Consider the following 20,523-nt stretch of genomic DNA (forward strand, 5'->3'; position numbering starts at 1 on the left):
TCACCTCTTCAGGACGTCGTCCGAAGACAGGATGGTGTCCTCCAGCACGTGGAGCATCTCCAAGGCCCTACCCGTGCCTAGGGCCACCGCCTCGATGGGGTTTTCCGCCACCACCACCGGCACCCCCGTGGCCTCCTGCAGGGCCACGTCCAGGTTCTTAAGCAGGGCCCCACCCCCGGTGAGGAGGATGCCCCTCTCGTAAATATCCGAGGCCAGCTCGGGGGGCGTGGTTTCCAAAACCGCCTTCACCCCCTGGAAGATCTTGTCCAACGGTTCCTTGAGGGCCTCGGCCACGTCCTCGGCGGGAATCTCCGCCGTGCGGGGGAGGCCCGATATGAGGTCCCGGCCCCGCACCTCGGCCACCTCCTCCTCCTCCCCGGGAAGGATTTTGGCCCGTCCCAGCTGGATCTTGAGCTCCTCGGCGGTACGCTCCCCGATGAGGAGGTTGTACTTTTGCCGCACGTAGCGGATGATGGCCTGATCCATCTCGTTGCCGGCGATCCTAAGGCTCTCGGAGCGCACGATGCCCCCCAGGGAGATGACGGCGATGTCCGTGGAGCCTCCCCCGATGTCCACCACCATGCTGCCCGTGGGTTCGGCCACGTTGATCCCCGCCCCGATGGCCGCCGCTAAGGGCTCCTCGATGAGGTAGACCTTGTGGGCCATGGCGGACACCGCCTGCACCACCGCCCGCCGCTCCACGTCCGTGACCCCGGAGGGCACTCCCACCATGACCCGCGGCCGGAAGAAGCGGCTCATGGGGGAGAGCACCTTCTGCAGAAAGAGGAGGAGCATGCGCTCCGTGAGGGCGTAGTCGGCGATGACCCCGTCTTTGAGGGGCCTGACCGCCACGATGTTCCCCGGGGTGCGCCCCAGCATGCGGTAGGCCTCGGCCCCCACCGCTTTCACCTCCCGCTTCCCCTGCACCACCGCGATCACGGAGGGCTCGCGCAGCACGATGCCCTTCCCCCGCACGTAGATGAGGACGCTGGCCGTCCCCAGGTCAATCCCGATGTCCTCGCCCCTCAGCATATCGCCCCATTCTAGCCTACCGGGCGTACTCCACCGCCCGGGTCTCCCGCACCACGGTCACCTGCACCTGGCCCGGATAGTTCATCTCCCGCTCGATGCGTTTAGCGATTTCCCGTGCCAGAAGGGTGGCCTTGGCGTCCGTGATCTTGTCGGGCTTAACGATGACCCGCACCTCCCTTCCCGCCTGCACCGCGAAGGCCGTCTCCACCCCGGGGAAGGAAAGGGCGATGCGCTCCAGGGCCTCCAGGCGCTGCAGGTACTCCTCCAAGGACTCCCGCCTGGCCCCCGGCCGGGCGGCGGAAAGGGCGTCGGCGGCCGCCACCAACACCGCATACACGGTCTCGGCGTTTTCCGGGTCGTGGTGGTGGGCGATGCCGTCTATGACCTCCGCGGGTTCCCCGAAGCGGCGGGCCAGGGCGATGCCGATCTCCACGTGGCTCCCCTCCACCTCCCGGTCCACGCTCTTGCCGATGTCGTGCAAAAGCCCCGCCCGCCGGGCCAGGGCGCTGTCCAGGCCCAGCTCCGCCGCCATGATCCCCGTGAGGTGGGCCACCTGGACCGAGTGCTTCAGCACGTTCTGGCCGTAGCTGGAGCGGAAGTGGAGCCGCCCCAAGAGCTGGATGAGGCCGGGCTTCAGGCCCACCACCCCGGCCTCCAGGGCCGCCTCCTCCCCCCTTTCGTAGATGAAGGTCTTCATCTCCTGCTTGGCCTTCTCCACCACCTCCTCGATGCGGCTCGGGTGGATGCGCCCGTCCTTCAAGAGCTCCTCCAGGGCCATGCGGGCGATCTCCCGGCGGATGGGGTTGAAGGAGGAAAGCAAGACCGCCTCCGGGGTGTCGTCGATGATGAGGTCCACCCCGGTAAGGGCTTCAAAGGTGCGGATGTTCCGCCCCTCGCGCCCGATGATGCGCCCCTTCATGGCGTCGGAGGGGATGGGCACCACGGAAACCGCCAGTTGAGCAGCGGTCTCCGAGGCCTGGCGCTGCATGGCCTGGGCCAGGATCTTCTGCGCCTCCCGCCGGGCCTCGAGGCGCGCTCTTTCCAGAGCCGCCCGCACCCTTTGGGCCTTCTCCTCCTCCAGCTCCCGGTCCAGCCTCTCCAGGATGAGGCGCCGGGCTTCCTCCGGGGAGAGGCCTGCCACCTCGTGAAGCCTCCTTTCCACCTCACGTTCCTTCTCCTGCAGAAGGGCCTCCTGGGCCTTAAGCGCCTCCTCCCGCTTGGAAAGGGCTTCCTCCAGGGCATCCAGCTTGAGGGCCCGGGCGTCCAGGGCTTCACCCCGCTTGGAAAGCCTTTCCGCCTCCCGCCGGAGCTCCTCCCGCTCCCCCTTGAGGCGCTCCCTCTCCGCCTTCAGCTCCTCTTGCAAGGCCCTAAGCCTCTCCCGCTCGGCCTTAAGCTCCTCCCGCTCGCTCCTAAGGCGCTCTTCCGCCTCCTGCAAGCGCTTTTTGGCCTCGGCCTCCAAGGCCTCCGAGCGGCGCTTCAGCTCCGTCTCCAGCTCCTGGCGCAAGGCCTTGGCCCGCTCCTCGGCCTCCTGGCGCAGGGTCCTGGCCTCGGCCCGGGCGGCCTCGAGGATCTCCCTGGCCTCCTTGCGGGCGGCCTCGAGGGCCTCCCTGGCCTCTTCCCTGGCGGCCTCCAGGAGCCTTTTGGCCTCCTCCCCGGTCTGGTCCTCCCCCTTGCGCCTGAGCAACAGGGCCCCCGCCAGGACCAAGACCAGGAGAAGAAGCCCCAGGTCCAAAAGGGTCAGGGTCATCTACTCCTCCCCTTCCTCGCTTCCCGCAAGCACCACCTCGTGGGCCCTCTCCAGCACCTTGGCCCGGATCTCCTCCAGAAGCTCGGGCCGCTCCCTGAGGTACTCCGCCGCCTTCTCCCTCCCCTGGCCCAGGCGGATCTCCCCGTAGGAGAACCAGCTTCCCGCCTTCTCGATGACGTTCGCCGCCACGGCCACGTTCACCAGGTCCATGACCGGGTCCAGGCCCTTGCCGAAGTAGATCTCCAGCTCCGCCTCGCGGAAGGGTGGGGCCAGCTTGTTCTTCACCACCTTCACCTTCACCTTGATGCCTACGGCCTCGTTGCCCACCTTGATGGGCTGGCCGCTTTTGCGCACGTCCAGACGCACGCTGGAGTAGAACTTGAGGGCCCGGCCCCCGGGGGTGGTCTCGGGATTGCCGTACATCATCCCCACCTTCTCCCGGATCTGGTTGATGAAGATGGCGGCGGTGTTGCTCTTGGCAAGGACCGCGGTGAGCTTGCGCAGGGCTTGGCTCATGAGCCGGGCCTGGAGGCCCACGTGCTGGTCCCCCATCTCCCCCTCGATCTCCGCCTTGGGGACCAGGGCAGCCACCGAGTCCACCACGATCACGTCCACCGCCCCCGAGCGGGCCAGGAGCTCCACGATCTCCAAAGCCTGCTCCCCGGTATCCGGCTGGGACACCAGGAGGTCCTCCACGTTGACCCCCAGCTTCTGGGCGTAAAGCGGGTCCAGGGCGTGCTCCGCATCCACAAAGGCGGCCACTCCCCCCTGCTTCTGGGCCTGGGCGATGATGGTCAGGGCCAAGGTGGTCTTGCCCCCGGACTCGGGACCGTAGATCTCAATGACCCTTCCCCGGGGAATGCCCCCGATCCCCAAGGCCAGATCCAGGCCCAAGGAGCCTGTGGGGATCACGTCCACCTGGAGCTTGGGCATCTCCCCCAGGCGCATCACCGCGCCCTTGCCGAACTCCTTCTCAATGGTCTTGAGAGCGTTTTCCAGCGCTTTCCTCTTGTTCTCGTCCATGGTCACCTCGCAAAGGGAATTTTTCCAAAATGGTATAGACGGGCCCCTTGGGCTTAAGCTCCGAGCGGACCAGGGCAAACTCCGTCACCAGCCATTCCAAGCCAAAGACCACCGGGGGGACCCGGGGGGCCGGGGCCTTGCGCCGGGCCAGGGTAATGTGGGGCTTGAAAGGCTTATCACCGCCCGCCAGAAGCGCCTCCTCCCCCAGGAACTCCCGCACCCCCTCCCGAAGCCTTTGCGCCAACAGGGCAAACCCCTCTCCTTCCGCCTTGGCGAACCAGACCCTCGGGGTTCCCTCGTTGGGAAAGTAACCCGTGCCCCGGATGCGGGCGGTAAAGGGAGGATGGAGCCGGCCCAGCCGGTGGCCCAGGGCCAAAAGGTCCTCCAGGTCCTCCTCTGACCTTTCCCCCAGGAAGAGAAGGGTGACGTGGAGGTGGTGGGGCGCCACCTCCCTCCACCCCTTGTAGCGGGCCACCCGCTCCTGAGCCTCCACCAAGGCCCGCTTCACCTCTTCAGGAAGAAAAACCGCGTAGAAGAGCCTCATGTTAGGAGCAAGGCCAAGGCGGCATATACGCTTCGCAGCCGCACCACCTCGCGGTCCCCGGGAAAGCGGTAGCGACGCACCTCCGTCCCCTTAGGCCCCGCCAGGGCCACAAAGACCGTGCCCACAGGCTCACCCTCCAAGGGGTCCGGCCCCGCCACCCCGGTGGTGGCCAGGGCATACGTGGACCCGAAAAGCGCCCGGGCGGCCTCCGCCATGGCCTTGGCCGTCTCGGCGGAGACCGTCTTGGCGAGGAGTTCCTCCGGCACACCGAAGCGGGCCTTGGCCCCTACGGAATAGGATACCACGCCGCCCAGGTAGAACCGGCTCGCCCCCGGCACCCGGGTGATCTCCGCCCCCAGAAGCCCCCCGGTGAGGCTTTCCATGGTGGCGAGGGTGGCCCCTTCCAGCTCCAAACGGCGCCTCACCGCCTCCGCTAGGGTAAGCTCCCCCTCGCCCCAGACTTCCTTCAGAAGGCGCTTCTTGATCCTCTCGGAAAGGTCCGCCACCAGGTCCTCCCGGCCCCGCACCACCACCTCCACCCCATGGAGCTTGGGGTAGGTGCCCACCTCCACCTCCTCCTCCCGCTTGAAAAGCTCCCCCAGGCGCTCCACGATGTCCGACTCCCCAATGCCCCAGGTCTTCAGCACCCTTTCCGCGTAAGGGCGGCGGGGCAGGTCCAGCCGGGGGAGCACCTCCTGCCACATGGGCCGCCACTCCGGCGGAGGCCCGGGAAGGAGGATCAGGTCCCTGCCCTCCTTCCGCACCCACCAGCCGGGGGCGGTGCCCCGGGGGTTTTTGAGCCAGGTGGCCGAGGGGATCTTCAGGGCCTGCTTGCGGTTGGCCTCAGGCATGCTTCGGCCCCGGGCCAGGAAAAGGGCTTCGATCTCGGAAAGCACCGCCTCGTCCAGCTCCAAAGGCTCCCCCAAGGCCTCGGCCACCGCCTCCCGGGTCACGTCGTCCGGGGTGGGGCCGAGGCCCCCGGAGAGCACCACCAGTCTCGCCCGCTCCCAAGCGGCCCGCACCTCCCGCACCAGGGGCATGAGCTCATCCACCACCCTTAGGGTCCTCTCCACCTTGAGGGCGTAGGGCTTGAGGCTCCTTGCGATCTCCGCGGTGTTGGTGTCCAGGGTTTCCCCAAAGATGAGCTCCGTGCCTACGCCGATGATCTCCGCCCGCTCCATGTTGCCTCCTTGAAGGGAAGGGGCTCCAGAAGAAAGCGGCCCCCTTTCCCCTCCAGCTCTGCCCCGAAGGGCACCTCCTTGCGCACCACCGCCAGGCCCAGGAAGCCAAAGGGGGTTGGCAAAAGCCGCTTGGCCTCCCCCACCTTGCGGCCTTGCCAGTAAAGCTCTAGGGGAACTTCCGTCCCTGGGCCCAAGGCCCGGAGACCCACCAGGTGGTGGTGGACCTCCTTTCCCTCGGTGCGGGCCATGATCTCCTGGCCCACGTAGCACCCCTTGCCGTAGTCCACCAGGTGGAGAAGCCCCACGCTTTGGGGCAGCTCCCCACGGATGTCGGAAAGGAGGGGGAGGCCCTTTAGGAGGGTGTAGAGGGGGTAAAGTTCCAGGGGGTAGGCCCCCTCGCCGCTTTCCCCCACCTCCTCCCGCCCATCGGCGTAAACGCGCCGGTAAAGAGGAAGCTCCGCAAGCTCCACCTGGTCAAAGACGATGTAGCGCTTCAGGCGGGCCTTCAGCCCCTCGAGGCTCCCCCAGGGGGCTAGGAGGAAGCCCTCGGGGTGGGGGAAGAGGGTGGCCGCCTCCTCGATCTGGCCCCGGTGGTTGAGGAAGAGGGTCCCCGCCGGGCCCGAAAGCCGCCTCAGGTCCCGGGTGGCCTGGCCCTGGAGGAAGGAAAAGGCATCGGGCCCCCGCACCAGCAACACGCCCGGGAAGGCGAAATACCCCTCGCCCGCCAAGGCCTTTTCCAGGGCCCGCTCCATGCCTTCCATTATTGACCAAAGGGTCAGGAAGGGGGAGAATGGCGGACGTGCGCTTTTTCTGGGGCTCCTTCCTGTCGCTTTTCCTCGTGGGGGTGATCGTGGCCCTGCCCGGGGCGGCCCTCCCCCATTGGCGGGCCCGGTACGGGGTGGAGGACGAGGTGTCCTGGTTTTTCGCCGCCCTCCTCCTGGGCCTCCTCCTGGGGGTGCGCCTGGCCCAGGGGGAAAGGCGCCACCCACTTCTTCCCGCCGCCTTGGGGCTGGTGGGCCTGGCCCTATGGGGGGTGGCCCTGGCGCCTTTCTTTCCCCTGGTGGTGGCCCTGGCCTTCCTCCTGGGGCTTGGGGAAGGGGTGATGAACGTCCACGGCAACAGCCTGGTGGGCGAGCTTTTCCCGGAAAGGCGGGTGGCCCTCCTCAACCGGGTGAACGTGGCCTTCGGTCTGGGAGCGGTTTTCACCCCCTTCGCCCTCACCCTCCTGCCCTACACCGCGGTGCTCCTGCTGGCGGGCCTTCTGGCTGGGGCGGGGGCCCTCTTGCTGTGGAAGGCCCCGGCGGTGGCCCACATCCCTCAGGAGCGGGGGCGGGGGCTTTGGCCCTTTCTCCTGGCGGTGGCCCTTTACACGGGCCTCGAGGGCTCCTTGGCCACCTGGAACCGGGTCTGGCTGGAACGCCTGGGCCACGCCACCGCCACGGGGGGCGTGCTCCTCTCCCTCTACTGGCTCTTCCTGGCCCTGGGACGGCTTCTTTTGGCAGAGCGGGTGGCGCGAAGCCCCCTGACCGCCTTAAGGGGCCTCCTCGTGGGGGTTCTGGGGCTCCTCCTCCTCAACTTCCTCCCCCCCACCGCCCTGCTCTTTCCCCTGGCGGGCTTCTTGCTGGGCCCCCTCTTCTCCACCCTTTTCGCCCTGGTCCAGGCCCGCTTCGGCCACCGGGCCTTAGGGGGCCTCCTCTACGCCGGGGCCACGGGAGGCACCCTCATCCCCGCTCTCTTCGCCCTCCTACCCACGGGGGGCATCCCCGTGGGCCTCTTCGCCCTGGCCCTGGGGCTCTTCCTGCTGGTGGCCGGTTTGGAAGGGAGAAAAGCGCATGTTAAAGGCCCTCCTCTTTGACCTGGACGGCACCCTGGTCGACACCGATCCCCTGCACCGCCTGGCCTGGCAGGAGGTCCTGGCCCCCTTGGGCCTTCGGGTGGACGAAGCGTTCTACCGCAAGCGCATCTCGGGCAGGCTGAACCCGGAGATCGTCCGCGACCTCCTGGGGCTGGAAGGGGAAGCGGCCTGGCGGCTCATCGAGGCCAAGGAGGCCCGCTTCCGGGAGCTGGCCCAGGATCTAAAACCCACCCCGGGGCTCCACGAGCTCTTGGCCGAGGCCGAGGCCCAGGGCCTCACCTGGGGGGTGGTGACCAACGCCCCCAGGGCCAACGCCCACCACGTGCTTAGGGCTTTGGGCCTCCACCCGCCCCTCCTGGTCCTGGCGGAGGAGGTGGGCCGGGGCAAGCCCGACCCCCTGCCCTACCGGGTGGCCTTGGAGCGGCTGAGGATCCCCCCGGAGGAGGCCTTGGCCTTTGAGGACTCCCCTTCCGGGGTGAGGAGCGCCGTGGGGGCGGGGATTCCCACCTACGCCCTCCTCACGGGGCACGAGGAGAAAACCCTCCTCGAGGCGGGGGCTAAAGGAGTCCTCCGCCACTTCCACCAAGCCCTGGATTTACTCTAGGGCATACCGTCGGAAGGCTTCCTCGTCAAACCGCACCTCTACCAGATCCTCCCAGTAAAGCCACCCCTGGCGGAAGGTGGGGAAGTCCAAGAACCCTCCTTCCGCCTTCAGGTGGAAGGCCAGCTCGTTGGGCTCGGTCACCCCTTGCTGGAAGGCCAGGAGGGCGGACTGGTAAGCGCCAAAGGAGCTCTGCGCCTGGCTGCCCACCATGGCCCGCTTGCCCCTTTCCCGGGCCAGGGAAAGCATCTCCAGGGTCCAGGTGATGCCGGTGCGGGCGGGCTTGAGGTTCAGGACGTCGAAGGTGTCCAAGGCCAGCTCCCGGCGGAGGTCCTTGGGGGTCATGGCCGAGTCGTCGGCGATGAGGGGGAGGATTTTCTTCTCCCTGAGCTTCCTTCTAGCCTCCACCTCCTCGATGGGCAAGGGCTCCTCCACGTAGAGGAGGCCGAGCTCCTTCCAGGCCAGGAGGTAGCGCTCGGCGTCCTTGGGGGATAAGGTCTCGTTGGCGTCGGCGTAGAGCTCGGCGTCCGGGAAGGCCTCCTTGAGGCGAGCGATCCGCCGGGAGTCCCCCTCGAGGTCCCGGCCCACCTTCACCTTGAAGACCCGCACCCCCGCCCCGTAGGCCATGCGGGCATCGGCGAGCATCTCCTCTTCCGAGGCCATGCCCAGGAGGTAGGCCACCCGCACCCGGTGCTTGGCGGGCTTCAGGACCTGGTGGAGCTCCTCCCCCTCGCTCCTGGCCCAAGCCTCCCAGAGGGCGGTGTCCAGGGCCCCCTTAAGGGCATAGTTGCAGGGGAAGCCTTCCAAAACCGCGCGGATGGCCTCCTGGTCGTCGGCCTCGAGGCCCAAGAGCCTGGGCCTCAGATACTCTAGCCCCGCCCGCACGCTCCCCAGGGTCTCCCCGTAGATGGTGGGCCGTATGGCCACCTCCGCCCGGCCCAGGGCGCCGTCGGAAAGCTCCACCTCCAAAAGGGCGTGCTCCAGGGCGGCCATCTCCGAGGCCTTCCCCCAGCGCAAGGGGGCCTTCAGGGGGATGCGGAAAGGGATGAGACGAAGGTCCTTGATGGTCGCCATAAGGCCATTCTAAGCACCCACACGCAAAGGTTGCCCCATCGGCTAAAGCTGAAGGGGCGTGCCTATGGTCTCTTTGGGGCCCCCGTCGTGGCGCAAGCCACGACGGGGTACTTAGAAGCCCCGCTCCCGCAAAAAGGTCCGCACCGCCAAGACCTCCTCCTCCGGGGAAAGCCTTTCGGTATCTAGGACAAGGGCCTGGGGATGGCCCTCCAAAAGGCGCAAAGGGCCTAGGGGATCGTAGTTGCGCTTCTCCTCGGCCACGATCTTGAGCTTGGCCAAGACCTCTTCCAAGGGCGCCAGGGCCAGGGCCTCCTCCAACTCTTCGGGCGAGAGCACCCCCTCGGCCAAGGCCCTTAGCTCCGCCCTTTCCTCTGGGCGAAGCTCCACCCGGTCAAAGGCATCCCGGCGGGAGAGGAGCCTCTTGAGCCTAGTAGCCTCCCGGGCGTGGAGGACCACGAAAAGGGCCTTGGGCAGGTGCTCCAAGGCGTAGGCCACCTCCGCCTCCCCCCTCAGGCCGTCAAAGAGGAGGAGGGGGTGGGGTTCCGCATACCCCCGGGCCAGCACCTCCGCCACCCCTCCCGGGAACTCCTCCCGAAAGCGCCGGGTGAGGCGGAAGCGCTCCTCCCGGGGGATGGGGGGCTTGGCCCCGAAGCGGGGGAGGACGTAAAGGTCCACCAGTTCCCGGCGGTCGGGAAGGCGGGGTAGGCCCAGGGCCTCCACCAGCGTGCTCTTCCCCACCCCGGTGAGGCCCACCAGGATGACAAGGGAAGTCTCGCGAACGGGGAGCAAACCCTCTTCCTCAAACAGGGCAAAGCGCACGGCCATGACGCCATGCTAACCGGCCTCTGTTAGGATGGGAGGGGTATGAAGCGGACCCTAGCTCTTCTAGCCCTGCTCCTAGGCTTCTCCCTGGCACAGGCCCCGGCCTACCCGGAAAACGCCCTGGGCCTCGGCTACGCCCCCGAGCGGGGGGTCTACCTGCAAGGAAGCCTCCTTCTGCCCTTCAGCCCTCTGGGCATCGACACCGGCCTGGACGCCCAGGTGCTCCTTTCGCAAAACCCCGAGGTCTACGCCCTCCTCAAGGCCAACCTCTTCCCCGGCCTGGTCCTCATGGACCTCTACACCTCGGTGGGCCTGGGCCTGGACCTGCGCTACCCCTTCGGGGTGCACCTGGGGCCGGTGGTGAGCCTCGAGGTGCCGGGAGGAGCCCTTTCCGCCTACGGGGGACTCGGCTACCAAAGTGGGTTCCACTTGGCCTGGGGAGCGGGGTTTAGGCTCTATCTGGAGCCCCTAGCCCTGGAGGTTTCCGCCTCTGATCGGTATCCCTTCCTCTTAAGCCTCCTCTACCTTTGGTAACCCGTGCGCCGCCTGCCCCTTTTCCTCTTCTCCCTCCCCGCCCTCCTCACCCTGGGCCTTTTCGTCCTCTACCCCTTCCTGGACGTCCTCCGCTTCTCCACCTGGGAGTGGTCGGGGCTTTCCGAGCCCCGGCCCGTGGGCCTGAAGAACTACCAGGACCTCCTTCAAGACCCTGCCTTCTGGGGAAGCCTCCGGGTGACCCTTAAATTCATGCTCCTGGCCCTACCCCTCTTCGTGGGGCTTTCCGTTGGCCTAGCGGTGGCCCTGGAGGGGGCCCCCTACGAGCGCTTCGCCAAGAGCCTCCTCTTCCTCCCGGGCCTCGTCACCTTGGGCGGGGCCACCCTAAGCTGGTACACCCTCTTCACCCCGGAATACGGGGCCCTGGCCCAGTTCCTGCCCATTCCCCCCTGGGACCGGGAGGGGTTTTGGGCCTTGGTGATGGTGGTCCTCTTCACCCTGTGGCGGCACCTGGGGTACGGGGTTCTGGTGGCCTCGGCCCGGCTCAAGGCCATCCCCAAAACGCTTTTGGAAGCTGCATACGTGGATGGGGCCGGACCTTGGGAAGCCTTCCGCCACGTGGTCCTTCCCCTCATGCGCCCGGCGGTGACCTTTTTGGTGGTGGTGGGCACCATCCTCTCCCTGCAGTCTTACGCTGCGGTCTTCCTCCTCACCCGGGGCGGGCCCTACGGGGCCACCCGGGTGCTGGGCTACTACCTTTACGAATCGGGGTTTGAGAACTTCCGCCTGGGCTACGCCGCCGCCGTCACCGTGGTGATCCTCCTCCTCACCCTCCTCTTCGCCTACGCCCAGCTAAGGCTTCTGCGTCACGGGGAAGAGTAGCGGTAGCGGGCCAGGTCCTGCAGGTGCCCCTCAAAGTCAGCGTTCAGGAAAAGCCTGCCCTTGGCGTGGAAGAAGTAGAGGTACGGGCGCCCTTTGGGATCGGTGCGCACCGGGTTGAGCACCGCCAGGAGGGCCGCCCGTCCGGGGTTGCCGATGGGCCCTGGGGGGAGGCCAGGGTAGCGGTAGGTGTTGTAGGGGGAGTCCACCCCGAAGTCCCCCGCCCTGCGGGAAAGCTCAGAAAGGCGCTTGCCCAGGGCATAGGCCACGGTGGGGTCCGCCTGGAGGGGCATGCCCCGTTCCAAACGGTTCAGGAAGACTCCAGCGATCTTGGGCATCTCCTCTGGGCTTCCCGCCTCCGCCTGCACGATGGAGGCTAGGGTCACCCAAGCGTGCACGGAAAGGCCTTGCTCCTCAAGCAGGCGCCGCACCGGAGGGGTGAGCTCGGCGGCGAAGCGGCTGAGCATGGCCCGCACCACCTCTTCGGGACCCACCAAGAGGTCAAAGGTATAGGTGGCGGGGAAGAGGTAGCCCTCGAGGGTGGGCCCCTCCACAAAGGAGGGCCTGACCGCCCCCGGCTCCCGGACGAGGCGCAAAAACCCCTCCCCGTCCAAGCCCGCCTGGGAAAGCCTTCGGGCGTAGTCCACCCCCCTCTCCCCCTCGGGGAAGGTGAGGGTCACCGTGAGGGGGCGCTCCCCCCCGGTGAGGGCCCGGGCCAGGCGGAAGGCCCCTTCCCCCTCGAGGCGGTAAACCCCGGGGACCAGCTTCTTGGCCCGGCCGGAAAAGCGGAGGTAGGCGGAAAAGAGGTACCCGGAGCGCAAAAGCCCGGCCTCTTCCAGAATCCTGGCCACCTCCTGGCCCGTGGCCCCCTTGGGGATGCGCACGGTGGCCTCCTTTCCCGTGGGACCCAAAAGCCAGAGGGCGTAGAAGAGGAGGAGGGCGAAGGTGAGGAAGAGGACCACCACTCCCCGCCAAAGCCAGGTCCTAGAGCCTTCCCGCAAGATAGCCCTCCAAGAGGATCACCGCGCTCATCTCGTCCAACCGGCCCTTCTCCCGGCGGATCCGTTTGGGGGCATGTTTCAGGCGCCGGGCTGCTGCCTGGGTGGTGTAGCGCTCGTCCACAAGCTCCACCTCCACCCCCTTAGCCCTCAGCGCCTCCACCAGGGGAAGGACCCGCTTGGCCTGGGCGCTTTCCCTGAGGTCGGTGCGCAGGGGAAGGCCCACCAAGAGCTTCCCTAATCCCTCCCGGCGCACAAAGTCCAGGAGGGCCGCCACATCCTCCTCCAGGCTCCTCCGCACCAGATACCCCCGGCCAAAGGCGAAGGGGCTCCCCTCCTCCCCCACCGCCAGGCCGATCCGGGCCTCCCCCACGTCAAGCGCGCCCACCCGCATACTGCACGCTGCGGTCCGCCAAGGCCACCCCCAGGTAGAGAAGGAAGACCCCTAGGGCCCTTCCCGCCTCCTCGAGGCCCACCACCCCGAAGCGGTTCAGGGTGCTGGTGGAGGCCAGCACCAAAGCGGCCAGGAAGATGAGGGCCGTGCCCTGGGCCCTGAGGGGGTTCCTGCGCCAGAAGAGCAGGGTGGTATAGAGGGCCACCCCCGCCATGAGGAGGGTGCCCAGGAGGTTGAAGGGGATGGTCCAGAGGCGGGGGGAGGTGAGGCTGGGCTCGGGGAAGGCCGCCCCCGAAGGGGTGTAGGGGGCGGGCAGGCGGGCGAAGTCCAGGGGGGCGGAGGCCACCAGGAAAAGCCCGTAGAGGATGAAGGGGACAAGCCCCAAAAGCAGGGCGCGGGCCGCCTTGGGGTTCAGGAGGGCCAGGCTTCCCAGGCCCAGGAAGGTCACCCCGTGCATGGCCCCGGCCAGGTACCAGAGGCGGTAGAGGAAGGGGTCCCAGGCCCCGAGGAGCTTGGCCATTAGCTCCGCGGAGACTGCCAGGGCGAAGAGGAGGAGGCCCAGGGCGTAGAGGGCGTTGTGGAGGGCGGGCCGCCTGCGGTACCGGGCGAAGGTGAGGCCGAAAAGGGCCCAGGAGAGGGCCACCGCTATCAGGCTCAAGAACAGGGTCATGCGGCCATTTTACCCTCAGGGGTACCCGGGATGGGTGTCCTTTAGGGGAGGATTTCGGGAAGGGCCTGGCGGGCCTTTTCCGGGTCCAGACCCGCCCCCTGGGCCAAGGCCCCCCGGCCGCCCCCCCGGCCCCCGGCCCGCTCGGTGAGGGCGCGGAAGAGGGTGCCCGCCTCGAGGCCCCCTTCCTGGGCCCTTGGGGAAAGCTTCAGCACCGCCTGACCCCCGCCCAGGACCAAGGCCACGTCCGCACCCCTTTGCACCAGGTCGTCTGCCGCCTGGCGCAAAGCGGCCACGTCCACCCCGGAAAGCTCCACCACCCCGTAGCGCAGGCCGCCCTTTTCCGCCAGGGCCACCTCCTTCTTGAGCTCCGACTGCACCAGCCGGGCCTTGAGGCTTTCCACCTCCTTCTCCTTCTGGCGGAGCTCATGCAGAAGTTTCTCCAGCCGCTCCTCCAGGGCGGCCTCCCCCACGGAAAGCCTCTCCGCCAAGGCCTTCAGGCGGTTCAAGCCCCCCCGGGCAAAGCGGATGGCCGCCTCCCCGGCCACCGCCTCGAGGCGCCGCACCCCGGCGGAGACCGCCTCCTCCTTCTGGATGAGGAAGGCCCCGATCTCCCCCGTGCGCCGCACGTGGGTGCCCCCGCAGAGCTCCTTGGACTCCACCCCCGGCAGGGGGCTTCCCTCCACCCGCACCACCCGGACCACCTCCCCGTACTTCTCCCCGAAGAGGGCCATGGCCCCTTCCCGCTTGGCCTCCTCCAGGGGCATGTAGCGCCAGGTGACGGGGAAATCGGCCACGATCCAGCGGTTCACCAAAAGCTCAATGCGCTCCAACTCCTCCGGGGTGAGGGCCTCGGGGTGGGTGAAGTCAAAGCGCAGGCGGTCGGGGGCCACCAGGCTCCCCGCCTGGCGCACGTGGGGGCCCAAGACCGCCCTTAAAGCGGCGTGCAGGAGGTGGGTGGCGGTGTGGTGGCGCTCGGTGTCCCGGCGGGCAGGGTCCACCACCGCCCGCACCCGCTCCCCCACCCGCAAGACCCCCTCCTCCACCTTGGCCTTGTGCAGGAAAAGGCCCCGCTCGGTCTTCTGGGTGGTCTCCACCTTGGCCCGGCCCCCCGGCCACTCCAAGTGGCCAAAGTCCCCGATCTGCCCGCCCCCTTCCGCGTAGAAGGGGGTCCGGTCCAACACCACCTGCACCTCGGTGCCGGGCCCGGCCTCGGGAAGGCTCTGGTCCCCCGCCAGGAGGGCGAGGACGGTGCCCTCGGCCTCGAGGGCCCCGTAGCCCAGAAACTCCGTGGCCCCCTTCTCGGCGTAGAGCTCCTCCAGCACCTGGGCGCTCTTCTTGAAGATCTCCCGCTCGAAGGCCATGGCCGCCCGGGAACGCTCTTGCTGCTCCTCCATGGCCTTCTGAAAGCCCTCGGTGTCCACCCCAAACCCCCGCTCCGCGGCGATCTCCACCGTGAGGTCCAGGGGGAAACCGTAGGTGTCGTAGAGGCGGAAGGCCTCCCCCCCCGGCAGGGCCTCCCCCGGCTTGAGGCCCGAAAGAAGGGCGTCCAGCCGCTTAAGGCCCCCCTCCAGGGTCTCCAGGAAGCGCTCCTCCTCGAGGCGGATCTGCCTTTCCACCGCGGGCAGGTTCTCCCGCATCTCCGGGTAGAAGTCCCCCAGGACCTCGGCCACCACCGGGGCCAGGCGGTGGAGGAAGGGCTCCTGCAGGCCCAGGAGGTAGCCGTGCCTCAGGGCGCGCCTGAGGAGGCGGCGGATCACGTAGCCCCGCCCGGTGTTGGCGAAGACCACCCCGTCGGAGAGGGCCGCCACCACCGCCCGGATGTGGTCGGCGATCACCCGGTGGCTCACCGAGGCCTTCCCCTGGTAGGGCTTGCCGCTATAGAGGGCCACCCGCTCGATGATGGGGTAGAAGGTGTCCGTGCGGTAGAAGTCCTCCACATCCTGCAGGATGGCCGCCACCCGGTAGAGGCCCATGCCGGTGTCGATGTTCTTCTGGGGCAGGGGCTTGAGGATGCCGGGGCCAGGGATGGGGCCTTGGCGGTCGTACTGGGTGAAGACCAGGTTCCAGATCTCCACGAAGCGGTCCCCGCTTCCCGTGTTGGGCCCGGTCTCATCCGGGGTGCCGAAGGCAGGCCCCCGGTCGTAGAAGATCTCCGAGCAGGGGCCGGAAGGCCCGTTGGGCCCGTGGGTGATGGCCCCGCCCGGCCAGTAGTTCTCCTCCTCGCCGAAGCGGCCGATCCTTTCCTCGGGCACCCCCACCAGGTCCCGCCAGATGGCGTAGGCCTCGTCGTCGTCCTCATAAACCGTGACCCAGAGCCTCTCCGGGTCCAGGCCCAGCCACTTGGGATCGGTGAGGAACTCCCAGGCCCAGAGGATGGCCTCCTTCTTGAAGTAATCCCCGAAGGAGAAGTTGCCCAGCATCTCGAAGAAGGTGTTGTGCCGCCCCGTACGGCCCACGTTCTCAATGTCCCCCACCCGCAGGCACTTCTGGCAGGTGGTGACCCGCCGCCACTCCTTGCCCCCGAAGATGGGCTTGGCCCCTAGGAAGTAGGGCTTTAAGGGGGCCATGCCCGCGGAGGTGAAGAGCAAGGAAGGGTCGTTCTCGGGGATGAGGCTGAAGGAGGGCAGGCGCAGGTGCCCCTTGCCCTCAAAGAAGGCGAGGTACTTCTCGCGGATCTCGGCGGTGCGCATGCCTCTGATTATAGGGGCTCAACGCGCCGGTCTTCACCCCTTTGACGTCAAACCCTCATACCGTCAAAATGGTGGCATGGCCAGGCGCAAGACCACCCTGTACCTGGAGGAAGAGGTGCTCCGGGCCGCCAAAGTGCGGGCAGCAAGCCTGGGCCTAAGGGAGTCGGAGCTGGTGGAGCGGGCCTTGCGCCACTACCTGGGCCTGGAACGCCTCGAGGCCCTTCTCAAAGGCCCCCTCTCCGAGGAAGAGGCCCTGAAGCTGGCCTATCAGGAGCTCCACGCCTCCCGGGGATGATCCGCGCGGTCCTTGACCCGGGGGTGCTGGTGGCGGCCCTTCTTTCCTCCCAGGGGGCCCCGGCGCAACTTGTGCGCCTCTTGGTGAAAGGGCGTTTCCAGCTCGTCCTTTCCCCCAAGCTTCTCGAGGAAACCGAGCGGGTCCTAAAAAGACCCAAGTTCCGAGACCACGTGAACCTCGAGGAGGTCCAGGACTATCTGGCCTTCTTGGTCCGCTGGGGAGAGCTGGTCCCCGACCCTCCGGAAAGCCCGGGCCTATGCCCCGACCCCGGGGACGACTACGTGGTGGCCTTGGCGCGGGCCTCGAGGGCCAGGGTCCTGGTATCAGGGGATGGGCACCTGCTGGGGCTTTCCCATCCCGAACCCCCTGTGCTCACCCCCAGGGCCTTTCTGGAGCTTCTGGAATCCCTCGGGCCTCAGGCATAATGGGGCCATGACCGTCCAGATGCGCCGCTACCGGCTTAAGGAAGGCACCCGAGAAGCTTTCCAAAAGGTTTTCCTAGAGGTCATCGTCCCCCTGCGCCAGGCCATGGGCTTCAGGGTGCTTGGGGCCTACTGGCTCTCGGACCGGGACTTCCTCTGGTTCGTGGGGCACGAGAACTTCGCCGAGGCGGAGAAGGCTTACTACGAGCACCCCGAACGGAGGAAGGTGGACCCCCGGGTGTTCCTGGAAGAGATGGAAACCCGCTTCGTGGAGAGGCTCCTCTAACCTCTACCCGCCCGGGTGGGGGGGCTGCCCCTCCTTCCCCTCCCGAAACCCGGGGCCATGCCCCACCGGCCCCGCGCGGGCCCCGTGGGGGGGCACGATACCCCGTGCGTGCTGTTGAACCCTTCCCTCGCCTTCACCTGGCGGAGGTCTTGGATACCCTTTCACCGGGGCCCCCACGCGGACAAAGTCCGCATGGGGTGGTATCACCGGGGCCCCCAGGGGGACTTTGTCCCCGTGGGGTGGTGTGACCTGTGCTCCCCCCCACACCCGGCCCGCTCCCAAGGGGTAAGCTTGGCCCTGTGGAGATCTTCCACCTGGTCCTACGCAACCTCCTGGCCCGCCCCGTGCGGAGCCTCCTCACCCTCCTCGGGGTCCTCATCGCCACCAGCAGCATGGTCCTCTTTCTCTCCTTCGGGGAGGGCTTAAGGCGCTCCCTCTTCCAGGAGCTTTCCCGGGTGGGCCCCGCCATCCAGGTGGTGCCGGAAGGCACGGAGGGCCTGGGTTTCGGCGCTTACCCGGAGATCACCCCCGCGCAGCTCCAAGCCCTGGAGGAGGCGGGCCGGGCCTTAGGGGTAAGGGCCTTGGTGCCCACCCTCTTCCTGAGCCGGGGCGGGTTTGACCCCCAGACCTCCTTCTTCTTCCAGGGCCTGCCCCGAGGGGTGGGGCCGGACCTCCTCTACCCCGGGGTAAGGGCCAAGGAGGGCCGTCTGGTTCCCACGGCAGGAGGTGCGGTGGTGGGGGGGAAGGTGGCCAAACGGAGCCAGCTCGCCCTGGAAAGCCCCTTGCGCCTTTCCCCCCAGGTGACCCTTAGGGTGGAGGGCATCCTGGAGGAAAGCGGGGGCCTGGCGGACAACCTGATCTTCGTGCCCCTGGAGGCCTTGCAGAGGGTGCTGGGCACCCAGAACTTCAGCGCGGTCTTGGTAGCCCTCTCACCGGGACAAAGGGCGGAGGAAGTGGCGAGAAACCTGGAAAAGGCGGTCCCAGGCCTCAAAGCCCAGACCACGGGGGACGTGATGCGCTTTGCCGAGCGCGCTTTGCGCATCAGCGACCTGGTGCGCTTCGGCATCAGCCTGGTGGCCTTGATCGTGGGCGGGCTTCTGGTGGCCAACACGGTGATGATGTCCGTGTACGAGCGCACCCGGGAGTTCGGGGTCATGCGGGCTTTGGGGGCCAGGCGGGGCTTCATCTTCCGGCTGGTGGTCCTCGAGGCCCTCTTCCTGGCCCTCCTGGGCGGGACCCTGGGCCTGGCCTTGGGGGGCATGGTTTCCTACGCCATCAACCTCTATACCTTCGCCCAGGTGGGTCTGGCCCTCTCCGCCGTAACCCCCCGCCTGGCCCTTTTCTCCCTCCTGGTGGCCTTGAGCCTGGGCCTTTTCGCCGGCCTCCTTCCCGCCTACAACGCCAGCCGCATCCCGGTGGTGGAAGCCCTGGGGAGGGTCTAGGGGGTGCCCATGCTGCGAGCGGAGAACCTCACCAAGCGCTACCGCCAAGGGGAGAAGGAGGTGGTGGCCCTAGCGGGCTTCACCTACGCCTTCCCCCTGGGGGCCACCGCGGTGGTGGGCCCTTCGGGAAGCGGCAAGACCACCCTGTTGAACCTGCTGGCGGGCTTTGACCTCCCCAGCGAGGGGGGAGTCTTTCTAGAGGAAACGCCCCTCCACCGCCTTCCCGAGGACGCGCGGGCCGAGGTGCGCCTGAAGCGGATGGGCTTCGTCTTCCAGCAGTGGAACCTGATCCCCACCCTCACCGCCTGGGAGAACGTGGCCTTCCCCCTGCTCCTCGCCGGGATACCCCCCAAGACCAGGCGAGAACGGGCTTTAGAGCTTCTGGAGAGGGTGGGCCTGGAAGCCCGGGCCTCCCACCTGCCGAGCCGCCTTTCCGGCGGGGAGCAGCAGCGGGTGGCCCTGGCCCGGGCCCTGGCCCTGGACCCCCCCATCCTCTTCGCCGACGAGCCCACGGGCAACCTGGACGCGGAGTCCCGAGAGCAGGTGGCCTCCCTCCTCTTTGAGGCGGGGCGGGAGCGGACCTTAATCCTCGTCACCCACGACCTGGAGCTGGCGGCCCGGGCGGAGCGCATCCTGCATCTGAAAGGTGGCAGGTTGGCCCGGGAGGAGTTGCTCCGGCCTACCCGGTAGGGACATCCCGCCCACCCCTCCCGTGGCAAAATACCCCCCATGGGCAAGCGCATGGTGGTCGTGGGCGGCGTGGCGGGCGGGGCCTCTGCCGCCGCCAAGGCCAAGCGGGAGAACCCAGACCTCGAGGTGGTGGTCTACGAGAAATCCGGGTGGGTTTCCTACGGGGCCTGCGGCCTTCCCTACGTGCTCTCCGGGGAAATCCCCCGCCTGGAGCGGCTCGTGGCCCGCACCCCGGAGGAGTTCCGCAAAGGAGGGGTAGAGGTCCACACCCGCCACGAGGTGGTGGACGTGGACCCGGAGCTGAAAACCCTCACGGTCTTTGACCACGTGGAGGGGCGCACCTTCCAGGACCGCTACGACTACCTGGTCCTGGCCACGGGGGCCAAGCCCACCCTTCCCCCCATCCCAGGCACGGAGCAGGCGGGGGTCTACACCTTACGGAGCATGAAGGACGGGGAGGCCCTCCTAAGGGCCCTGGAAGGGGCCAAGAGGGCCACCATCCTGGGGGCGGGGTACATCGGCCTCGAGGTGGCCGAGGCCTTCCGCAAGCGGGGCCTGGAGGTAACCCTTTTGGAGCTCAAGGACCGCCCTCTCCCCCACTGGGACGAGGAGGTGGGGAACCTCCTCAAGGAGGAGCTGGAGCGGCACGGGGTGGAGGTCTGGACCGGGGTGAAGGTGGAGGCCCTCCGCGGCCAGGGCCGGGTGGAGGCGGTGGAGACCTCGGAAGGCGTGGTGTCTACCGACCTGGTGCTAGTGGCCACGGGCATCCGGCCCAACACCCTCCTGGCCCAGGCCATGGGGGTGGCCCTGGGCCCCACGGGGGCCATCGCCACGGACGAGGAGATGCGCACCAACCTGGAAGGGGTCTACGCCGCCGGGGATGTGGCGGAAAGCTTCCACCGGGTGCTTGGGCGACCCTACTGGTTGCCGCTTGGAGACGTGGCCAACAAGCACGGGCGCACTGCGGGGGCGGTCATCGCCGGCAAGAAGGCCCGCTTCCACGGGGTGGTGGGCACGGCCATCTTCAAGGCCTTCGGCCTGGCGGTGGCCACCACCGGGCTCTCCCTGGAGGCGGCCCTGAAGGAGGGCTTCCGCGCCAAGAAGGCCTTCATCCAAAGCCGCGACGGGGCCCACTACTACCCGGGAAGCCAGCCCCTCTGGGTGGAGCTGGTCTACGAGGAAGGGACGGGAAGGCTCTTAGGCGGAGCGGTGGTGGCCAAAGGCCACGGGGCCTTGCGCATCGACGCCCTGGCCGCCCTCCTGCACCAGGGGGGCACGGTGGAGGACCTTCTAGCCCTGGACCTGGCCTACGCCCCACCCTACAGCCCCGTCTGGGACCCCCTCCTCATCGCCGCCCAGCAGGTGCGCTAGACACCTCGCCGGGGC

22 protein-coding genes are annotated in these 20,523 nt (G+C 68.0%); 10 read left to right on the top strand and 12 right to left on the bottom strand.

The features are described from left to right. Genes mreB through L1087_RS10330 form a run of 6 tightly spaced genes read right to left on the bottom strand, consistent with a single transcriptional unit; the run spans position 1 to position 6,279 of the window. Positions 1 to 1,032 carry a rod shape-determining protein gene (gene mreB, locus L1087_RS10305; RefSeq protein ID WP_038040271.1) on the bottom strand — a complete coding sequence of 344 codons (1,032 nt, stop codon included), beginning with the start codon at positions 1,030 to 1,032 and terminating at the stop codon, positions 1 to 3. A gap of 16 nt (positions 1,033 to 1,048) precedes the next feature. Next, positions 1,049 to 2,773, bottom strand: coding sequence for a ribonuclease Y (gene rny / locus L1087_RS10310; RefSeq protein WP_234558857.1), 1,725 nt, complete (start codon positions 2,771 to 2,773; stop codon positions 1,049 to 1,051). A gap of 6 nt (positions 2,774 to 2,779) precedes the next feature. Further along, positions 2,780 to 3,802 carry a recombinase RecA gene (gene recA, locus L1087_RS10315; protein ID WP_135260379.1) on the bottom strand — a complete coding sequence of 341 codons (1,023 nt, stop codon included), beginning with the start codon at positions 3,800 to 3,802 and terminating at the stop codon, positions 2,780 to 2,782. Beyond that, a complete protein-coding gene (gene thpR / locus L1087_RS10320) occupies positions 3,753 to 4,346 on the bottom strand; it encodes an RNA 2',3'-cyclic phosphodiesterase (protein WP_234558808.1) in 594 nt (197 codons plus the stop codon). Before thpR ends, recA begins: the two co-directional genes overlap by 50 nt. Further along, complete coding sequence (locus L1087_RS10325) at positions 4,343 to 5,527, bottom strand: CinA family nicotinamide mononucleotide deamidase-related protein (RefSeq protein ID WP_234558810.1); 1,185 nt, start codon at positions 5,525 to 5,527, stop codon at positions 4,343 to 4,345. The genes thpR and L1087_RS10325 overlap by 4 nt, the downstream gene beginning before the upstream one ends. Further along, complete coding sequence (locus L1087_RS10330) at positions 5,500 to 6,279, bottom strand: YgfZ family protein (protein WP_234558812.1); 780 nt, start codon at positions 6,277 to 6,279, stop codon at positions 5,500 to 5,502. The genes L1087_RS10325 and L1087_RS10330 overlap by 28 nt, the downstream gene beginning before the upstream one ends. Positions 6,280 to 6,317: 38 nt before the next feature. On the opposite strand from L1087_RS10330, the gene L1087_RS10335 reads away from it, so the two are divergent. Both L1087_RS10335 and L1087_RS10340 read left to right on the top strand, forming a co-directional pair. After that, the gene (locus L1087_RS10335; RefSeq protein ID WP_234558814.1) at positions 6,318 to 7,382 is read left to right on the top strand and encodes an MFS transporter; all 1,065 of its coding nucleotides are present in this window, start codon (positions 6,318 to 6,320) and stop codon (positions 7,380 to 7,382) included. Beyond that, positions 7,360 to 7,986 (top strand): HAD family hydrolase, encoded by a 627-nt coding sequence (locus L1087_RS10340; protein WP_234558816.1) that lies wholly within the window; start codon positions 7,360 to 7,362, stop codon positions 7,984 to 7,986. Before L1087_RS10335 ends, L1087_RS10340 begins: the two co-directional genes overlap by 23 nt. On the opposite strand, the gene L1087_RS10345 is transcribed toward L1087_RS10340, so the two are convergent. Together L1087_RS10345 and L1087_RS10350 are read right to left on the bottom strand one after the other, a co-directional pair. Continuing rightward, positions 7,978 to 9,057: an enolase C-terminal domain-like protein gene (locus L1087_RS10345; RefSeq protein WP_234558818.1), complete on the bottom strand. Its 1,080-nt coding sequence runs from the start codon at positions 9,055 to 9,057 to the stop codon at positions 7,978 to 7,980. The genes L1087_RS10340 and L1087_RS10345 overlap by 9 nt on opposite strands. Positions 9,058 to 9,168: 111 nt before the next feature. Continuing rightward, positions 9,169 to 9,882 (bottom strand): AAA family ATPase, encoded by a 714-nt coding sequence (locus L1087_RS10350; protein ID WP_234558820.1) that lies wholly within the window; start codon positions 9,880 to 9,882, stop codon positions 9,169 to 9,171. Between the two features lie 39 nt (positions 9,883 to 9,921). On the opposite strand from L1087_RS10350, the gene L1087_RS10355 reads away from it, so the two are divergent. Beyond that, a complete protein-coding gene (locus L1087_RS10355; protein WP_234558822.1) occupies positions 9,922 to 10,413 on the top strand; it encodes a bioflim formation protein in 492 nt (163 codons plus the stop codon). A 3-nt stretch (positions 10,414 to 10,416) separates the two neighbouring features. Continuing rightward, entirely contained in the window at positions 10,417 to 11,253 is an 837-nt protein-coding gene (locus tag L1087_RS10360) for a carbohydrate ABC transporter permease (protein ID WP_234558823.1), read from the top strand. Here L1087_RS10360 and mltG read toward each other — a convergent pair. Genes mltG through alaS form a run of 4 tightly spaced genes read right to left on the bottom strand, consistent with a single transcriptional unit; the run spans position 11,238 to position 16,002 of the window. After that, complete coding sequence (gene mltG, locus L1087_RS10365) at positions 11,238 to 12,251, bottom strand: endolytic transglycosylase MltG (protein ID WP_234558824.1); 1,014 nt, start codon at positions 12,249 to 12,251, stop codon at positions 11,238 to 11,240. The genes L1087_RS10360 and mltG overlap by 16 nt on opposite strands. Continuing rightward, entirely contained in the window at positions 12,235 to 12,642 is a 408-nt protein-coding gene (gene ruvX / locus L1087_RS10370) for a Holliday junction resolvase RuvX (protein WP_234558825.1), read from the bottom strand. Before ruvX ends, mltG begins: the two co-directional genes overlap by 17 nt. Beyond that, the gene (locus L1087_RS10375) at positions 12,623 to 13,306 is read right to left on the bottom strand and encodes a hypothetical protein (RefSeq protein WP_234558858.1); all 684 of its coding nucleotides are present in this window, start codon (positions 13,304 to 13,306) and stop codon (positions 12,623 to 12,625) included. Before L1087_RS10375 ends, ruvX begins: the two co-directional genes overlap by 20 nt. A 47-nt stretch (positions 13,307 to 13,353) precedes the next feature. Then, on the bottom strand, positions 13,354 to 16,002 hold the full coding sequence (gene alaS / locus L1087_RS10380) for an alanine--tRNA ligase (RefSeq protein WP_234558826.1): 2,649 nt from the start codon (positions 16,000 to 16,002) through the stop codon (positions 13,354 to 13,356). A gap of 76 nt (positions 16,003 to 16,078) precedes the next feature. Between alaS and L1087_RS10385 the strand changes: the two genes are divergently transcribed. The 6 genes from L1087_RS10385 to L1087_RS10410 all read left to right on the top strand — a co-directional run bounded on the left by L1087_RS10385 (position 16,079) and on the right by L1087_RS10410 (position 20,508). Further along, entirely contained in the window at positions 16,079 to 16,297 is a 219-nt protein-coding gene (locus L1087_RS10385) for a hypothetical protein (RefSeq protein ID WP_038040299.1), read from the top strand. Further along, positions 16,294 to 16,722, top strand: a complete 429-nt coding sequence (locus L1087_RS10390) for a putative toxin-antitoxin system toxin component, PIN family (RefSeq protein WP_234558827.1) — start codon at positions 16,294 to 16,296, stop codon at positions 16,720 to 16,722. Before L1087_RS10385 ends, L1087_RS10390 begins: the two co-directional genes overlap by 4 nt. Before the next feature lie 7 nt (positions 16,723 to 16,729). Next, positions 16,730 to 17,005 (top strand): NIPSNAP family containing protein, encoded by a 276-nt coding sequence (locus tag L1087_RS10395; protein ID WP_234558828.1) that lies wholly within the window; start codon positions 16,730 to 16,732, stop codon positions 17,003 to 17,005. Positions 17,006 to 17,304: 299 nt separating this feature from the next. After that, positions 17,305 to 18,447 carry an ABC transporter permease gene (locus tag L1087_RS10400; RefSeq protein WP_234558829.1) on the top strand — a complete coding sequence of 381 codons (1,143 nt, stop codon included), beginning with the start codon at positions 17,305 to 17,307 and terminating at the stop codon, positions 18,445 to 18,447. Positions 18,448 to 18,456: 9 nt separating this feature from the next. After that, the gene (locus L1087_RS10405; RefSeq protein ID WP_234558830.1) at positions 18,457 to 19,137 is read left to right on the top strand and encodes an ABC transporter ATP-binding protein; all 681 of its coding nucleotides are present in this window, start codon (positions 18,457 to 18,459) and stop codon (positions 19,135 to 19,137) included. 39 nt (positions 19,138 to 19,176) lie between these two features. Continuing rightward, complete coding sequence (locus L1087_RS10410) at positions 19,177 to 20,508, top strand: FAD-dependent oxidoreductase (RefSeq protein WP_234558832.1); 1,332 nt, start codon at positions 19,177 to 19,179, stop codon at positions 20,506 to 20,508. Positions 20,509 to 20,523 lie beyond the last annotated feature (15 nt).

Origin of the sequence: Thermus tengchongensis (assembly GCF_021462405.1) — a bacterium.
In the GTDB taxonomy this organism is placed as follows: Bacteria; Deinococcota; Deinococci; order Deinococcales; family Thermaceae; genus Thermus; species Thermus tengchongensis.

Bases quoted from the DNA above. Each gene is read 5' to 3' on its own strand.
- L1087_RS10325 (WP_234558810.1), bottom strand. From the start codon at position 5,527: ATGGAGCGGGCGGAGATCATCGGCGTAGGCACGGAGCTCATCTTTGGG.
- recA (WP_135260379.1), bottom strand. From the start codon at position 3,802: ATGGACGAGAACAAGAGGAAAGCGCTGGAAAACGCTCTCAAGACCATT.
- L1087_RS10395 (WP_234558828.1), top strand. From the start codon at position 16,730: ATGACCGTCCAGATGCGCCGCTACCGGCTTAAGGAAGGCACCCGAGAA.
- ruvX (WP_234558825.1), bottom strand. From the start codon at position 12,642: ATGCGGGTGGGCGCGCTTGACGTGGGGGAGGCCCGGATCGGCCTGGCG.
- thpR (WP_234558808.1), bottom strand. From the start codon at position 4,346: ATGAGGCTCTTCTACGCGGTTTTTCTTCCTGAAGAGGTGAAGCGGGCC.
- L1087_RS10355 (WP_234558822.1), top strand. From the start codon at position 9,922: ATGAAGCGGACCCTAGCTCTTCTAGCCCTGCTCCTAGGCTTCTCCCTG.
- L1087_RS10390 (WP_234558827.1), top strand. From the start codon at position 16,294: ATGATCCGCGCGGTCCTTGACCCGGGGGTGCTGGTGGCGGCCCTTCTT.
- L1087_RS10335 (WP_234558814.1), top strand. From the start codon at position 6,318: ATGGCGGACGTGCGCTTTTTCTGGGGCTCCTTCCTGTCGCTTTTCCTC.
- L1087_RS10350 (WP_234558820.1), bottom strand. From the start codon at position 9,882: ATGGCCGTGCGCTTTGCCCTGTTTGAGGAAGAGGGTTTGCTCCCCGTT.
- L1087_RS10405 (WP_234558830.1), top strand. From the start codon at position 18,457: ATGCTGCGAGCGGAGAACCTCACCAAGCGCTACCGCCAAGGGGAGAAG.
- L1087_RS10345 (WP_234558818.1), bottom strand. From the start codon at position 9,057: ATGGCGACCATCAAGGACCTTCGTCTCATCCCTTTCCGCATCCCCCTG.
- alaS (WP_234558826.1), bottom strand. From the start codon at position 16,002: ATGCGCACCGCCGAGATCCGCGAGAAGTACCTCGCCTTCTTTGAGGGC.
- L1087_RS10340 (WP_234558816.1), top strand. From the start codon at position 7,360: ATGTTAAAGGCCCTCCTCTTTGACCTGGACGGCACCCTGGTCGACACC.
- L1087_RS10410 (WP_234558832.1), top strand. From the start codon at position 19,177: ATGGGCAAGCGCATGGTGGTCGTGGGCGGCGTGGCGGGCGGGGCCTCT.
- mreB (WP_038040271.1), bottom strand. From the start codon at position 1,032: ATGCTGAGGGGCGAGGACATCGGGATTGACCTGGGGACGGCCAGCGTC.
- L1087_RS10385 (WP_038040299.1), top strand. From the start codon at position 16,079: ATGGCCAGGCGCAAGACCACCCTGTACCTGGAGGAAGAGGTGCTCCGG.
- L1087_RS10330 (WP_234558812.1), bottom strand. From the start codon at position 6,279: ATGGAGCGGGCCCTGGAAAAGGCCTTGGCGGGCGAGGGGTATTTCGCC.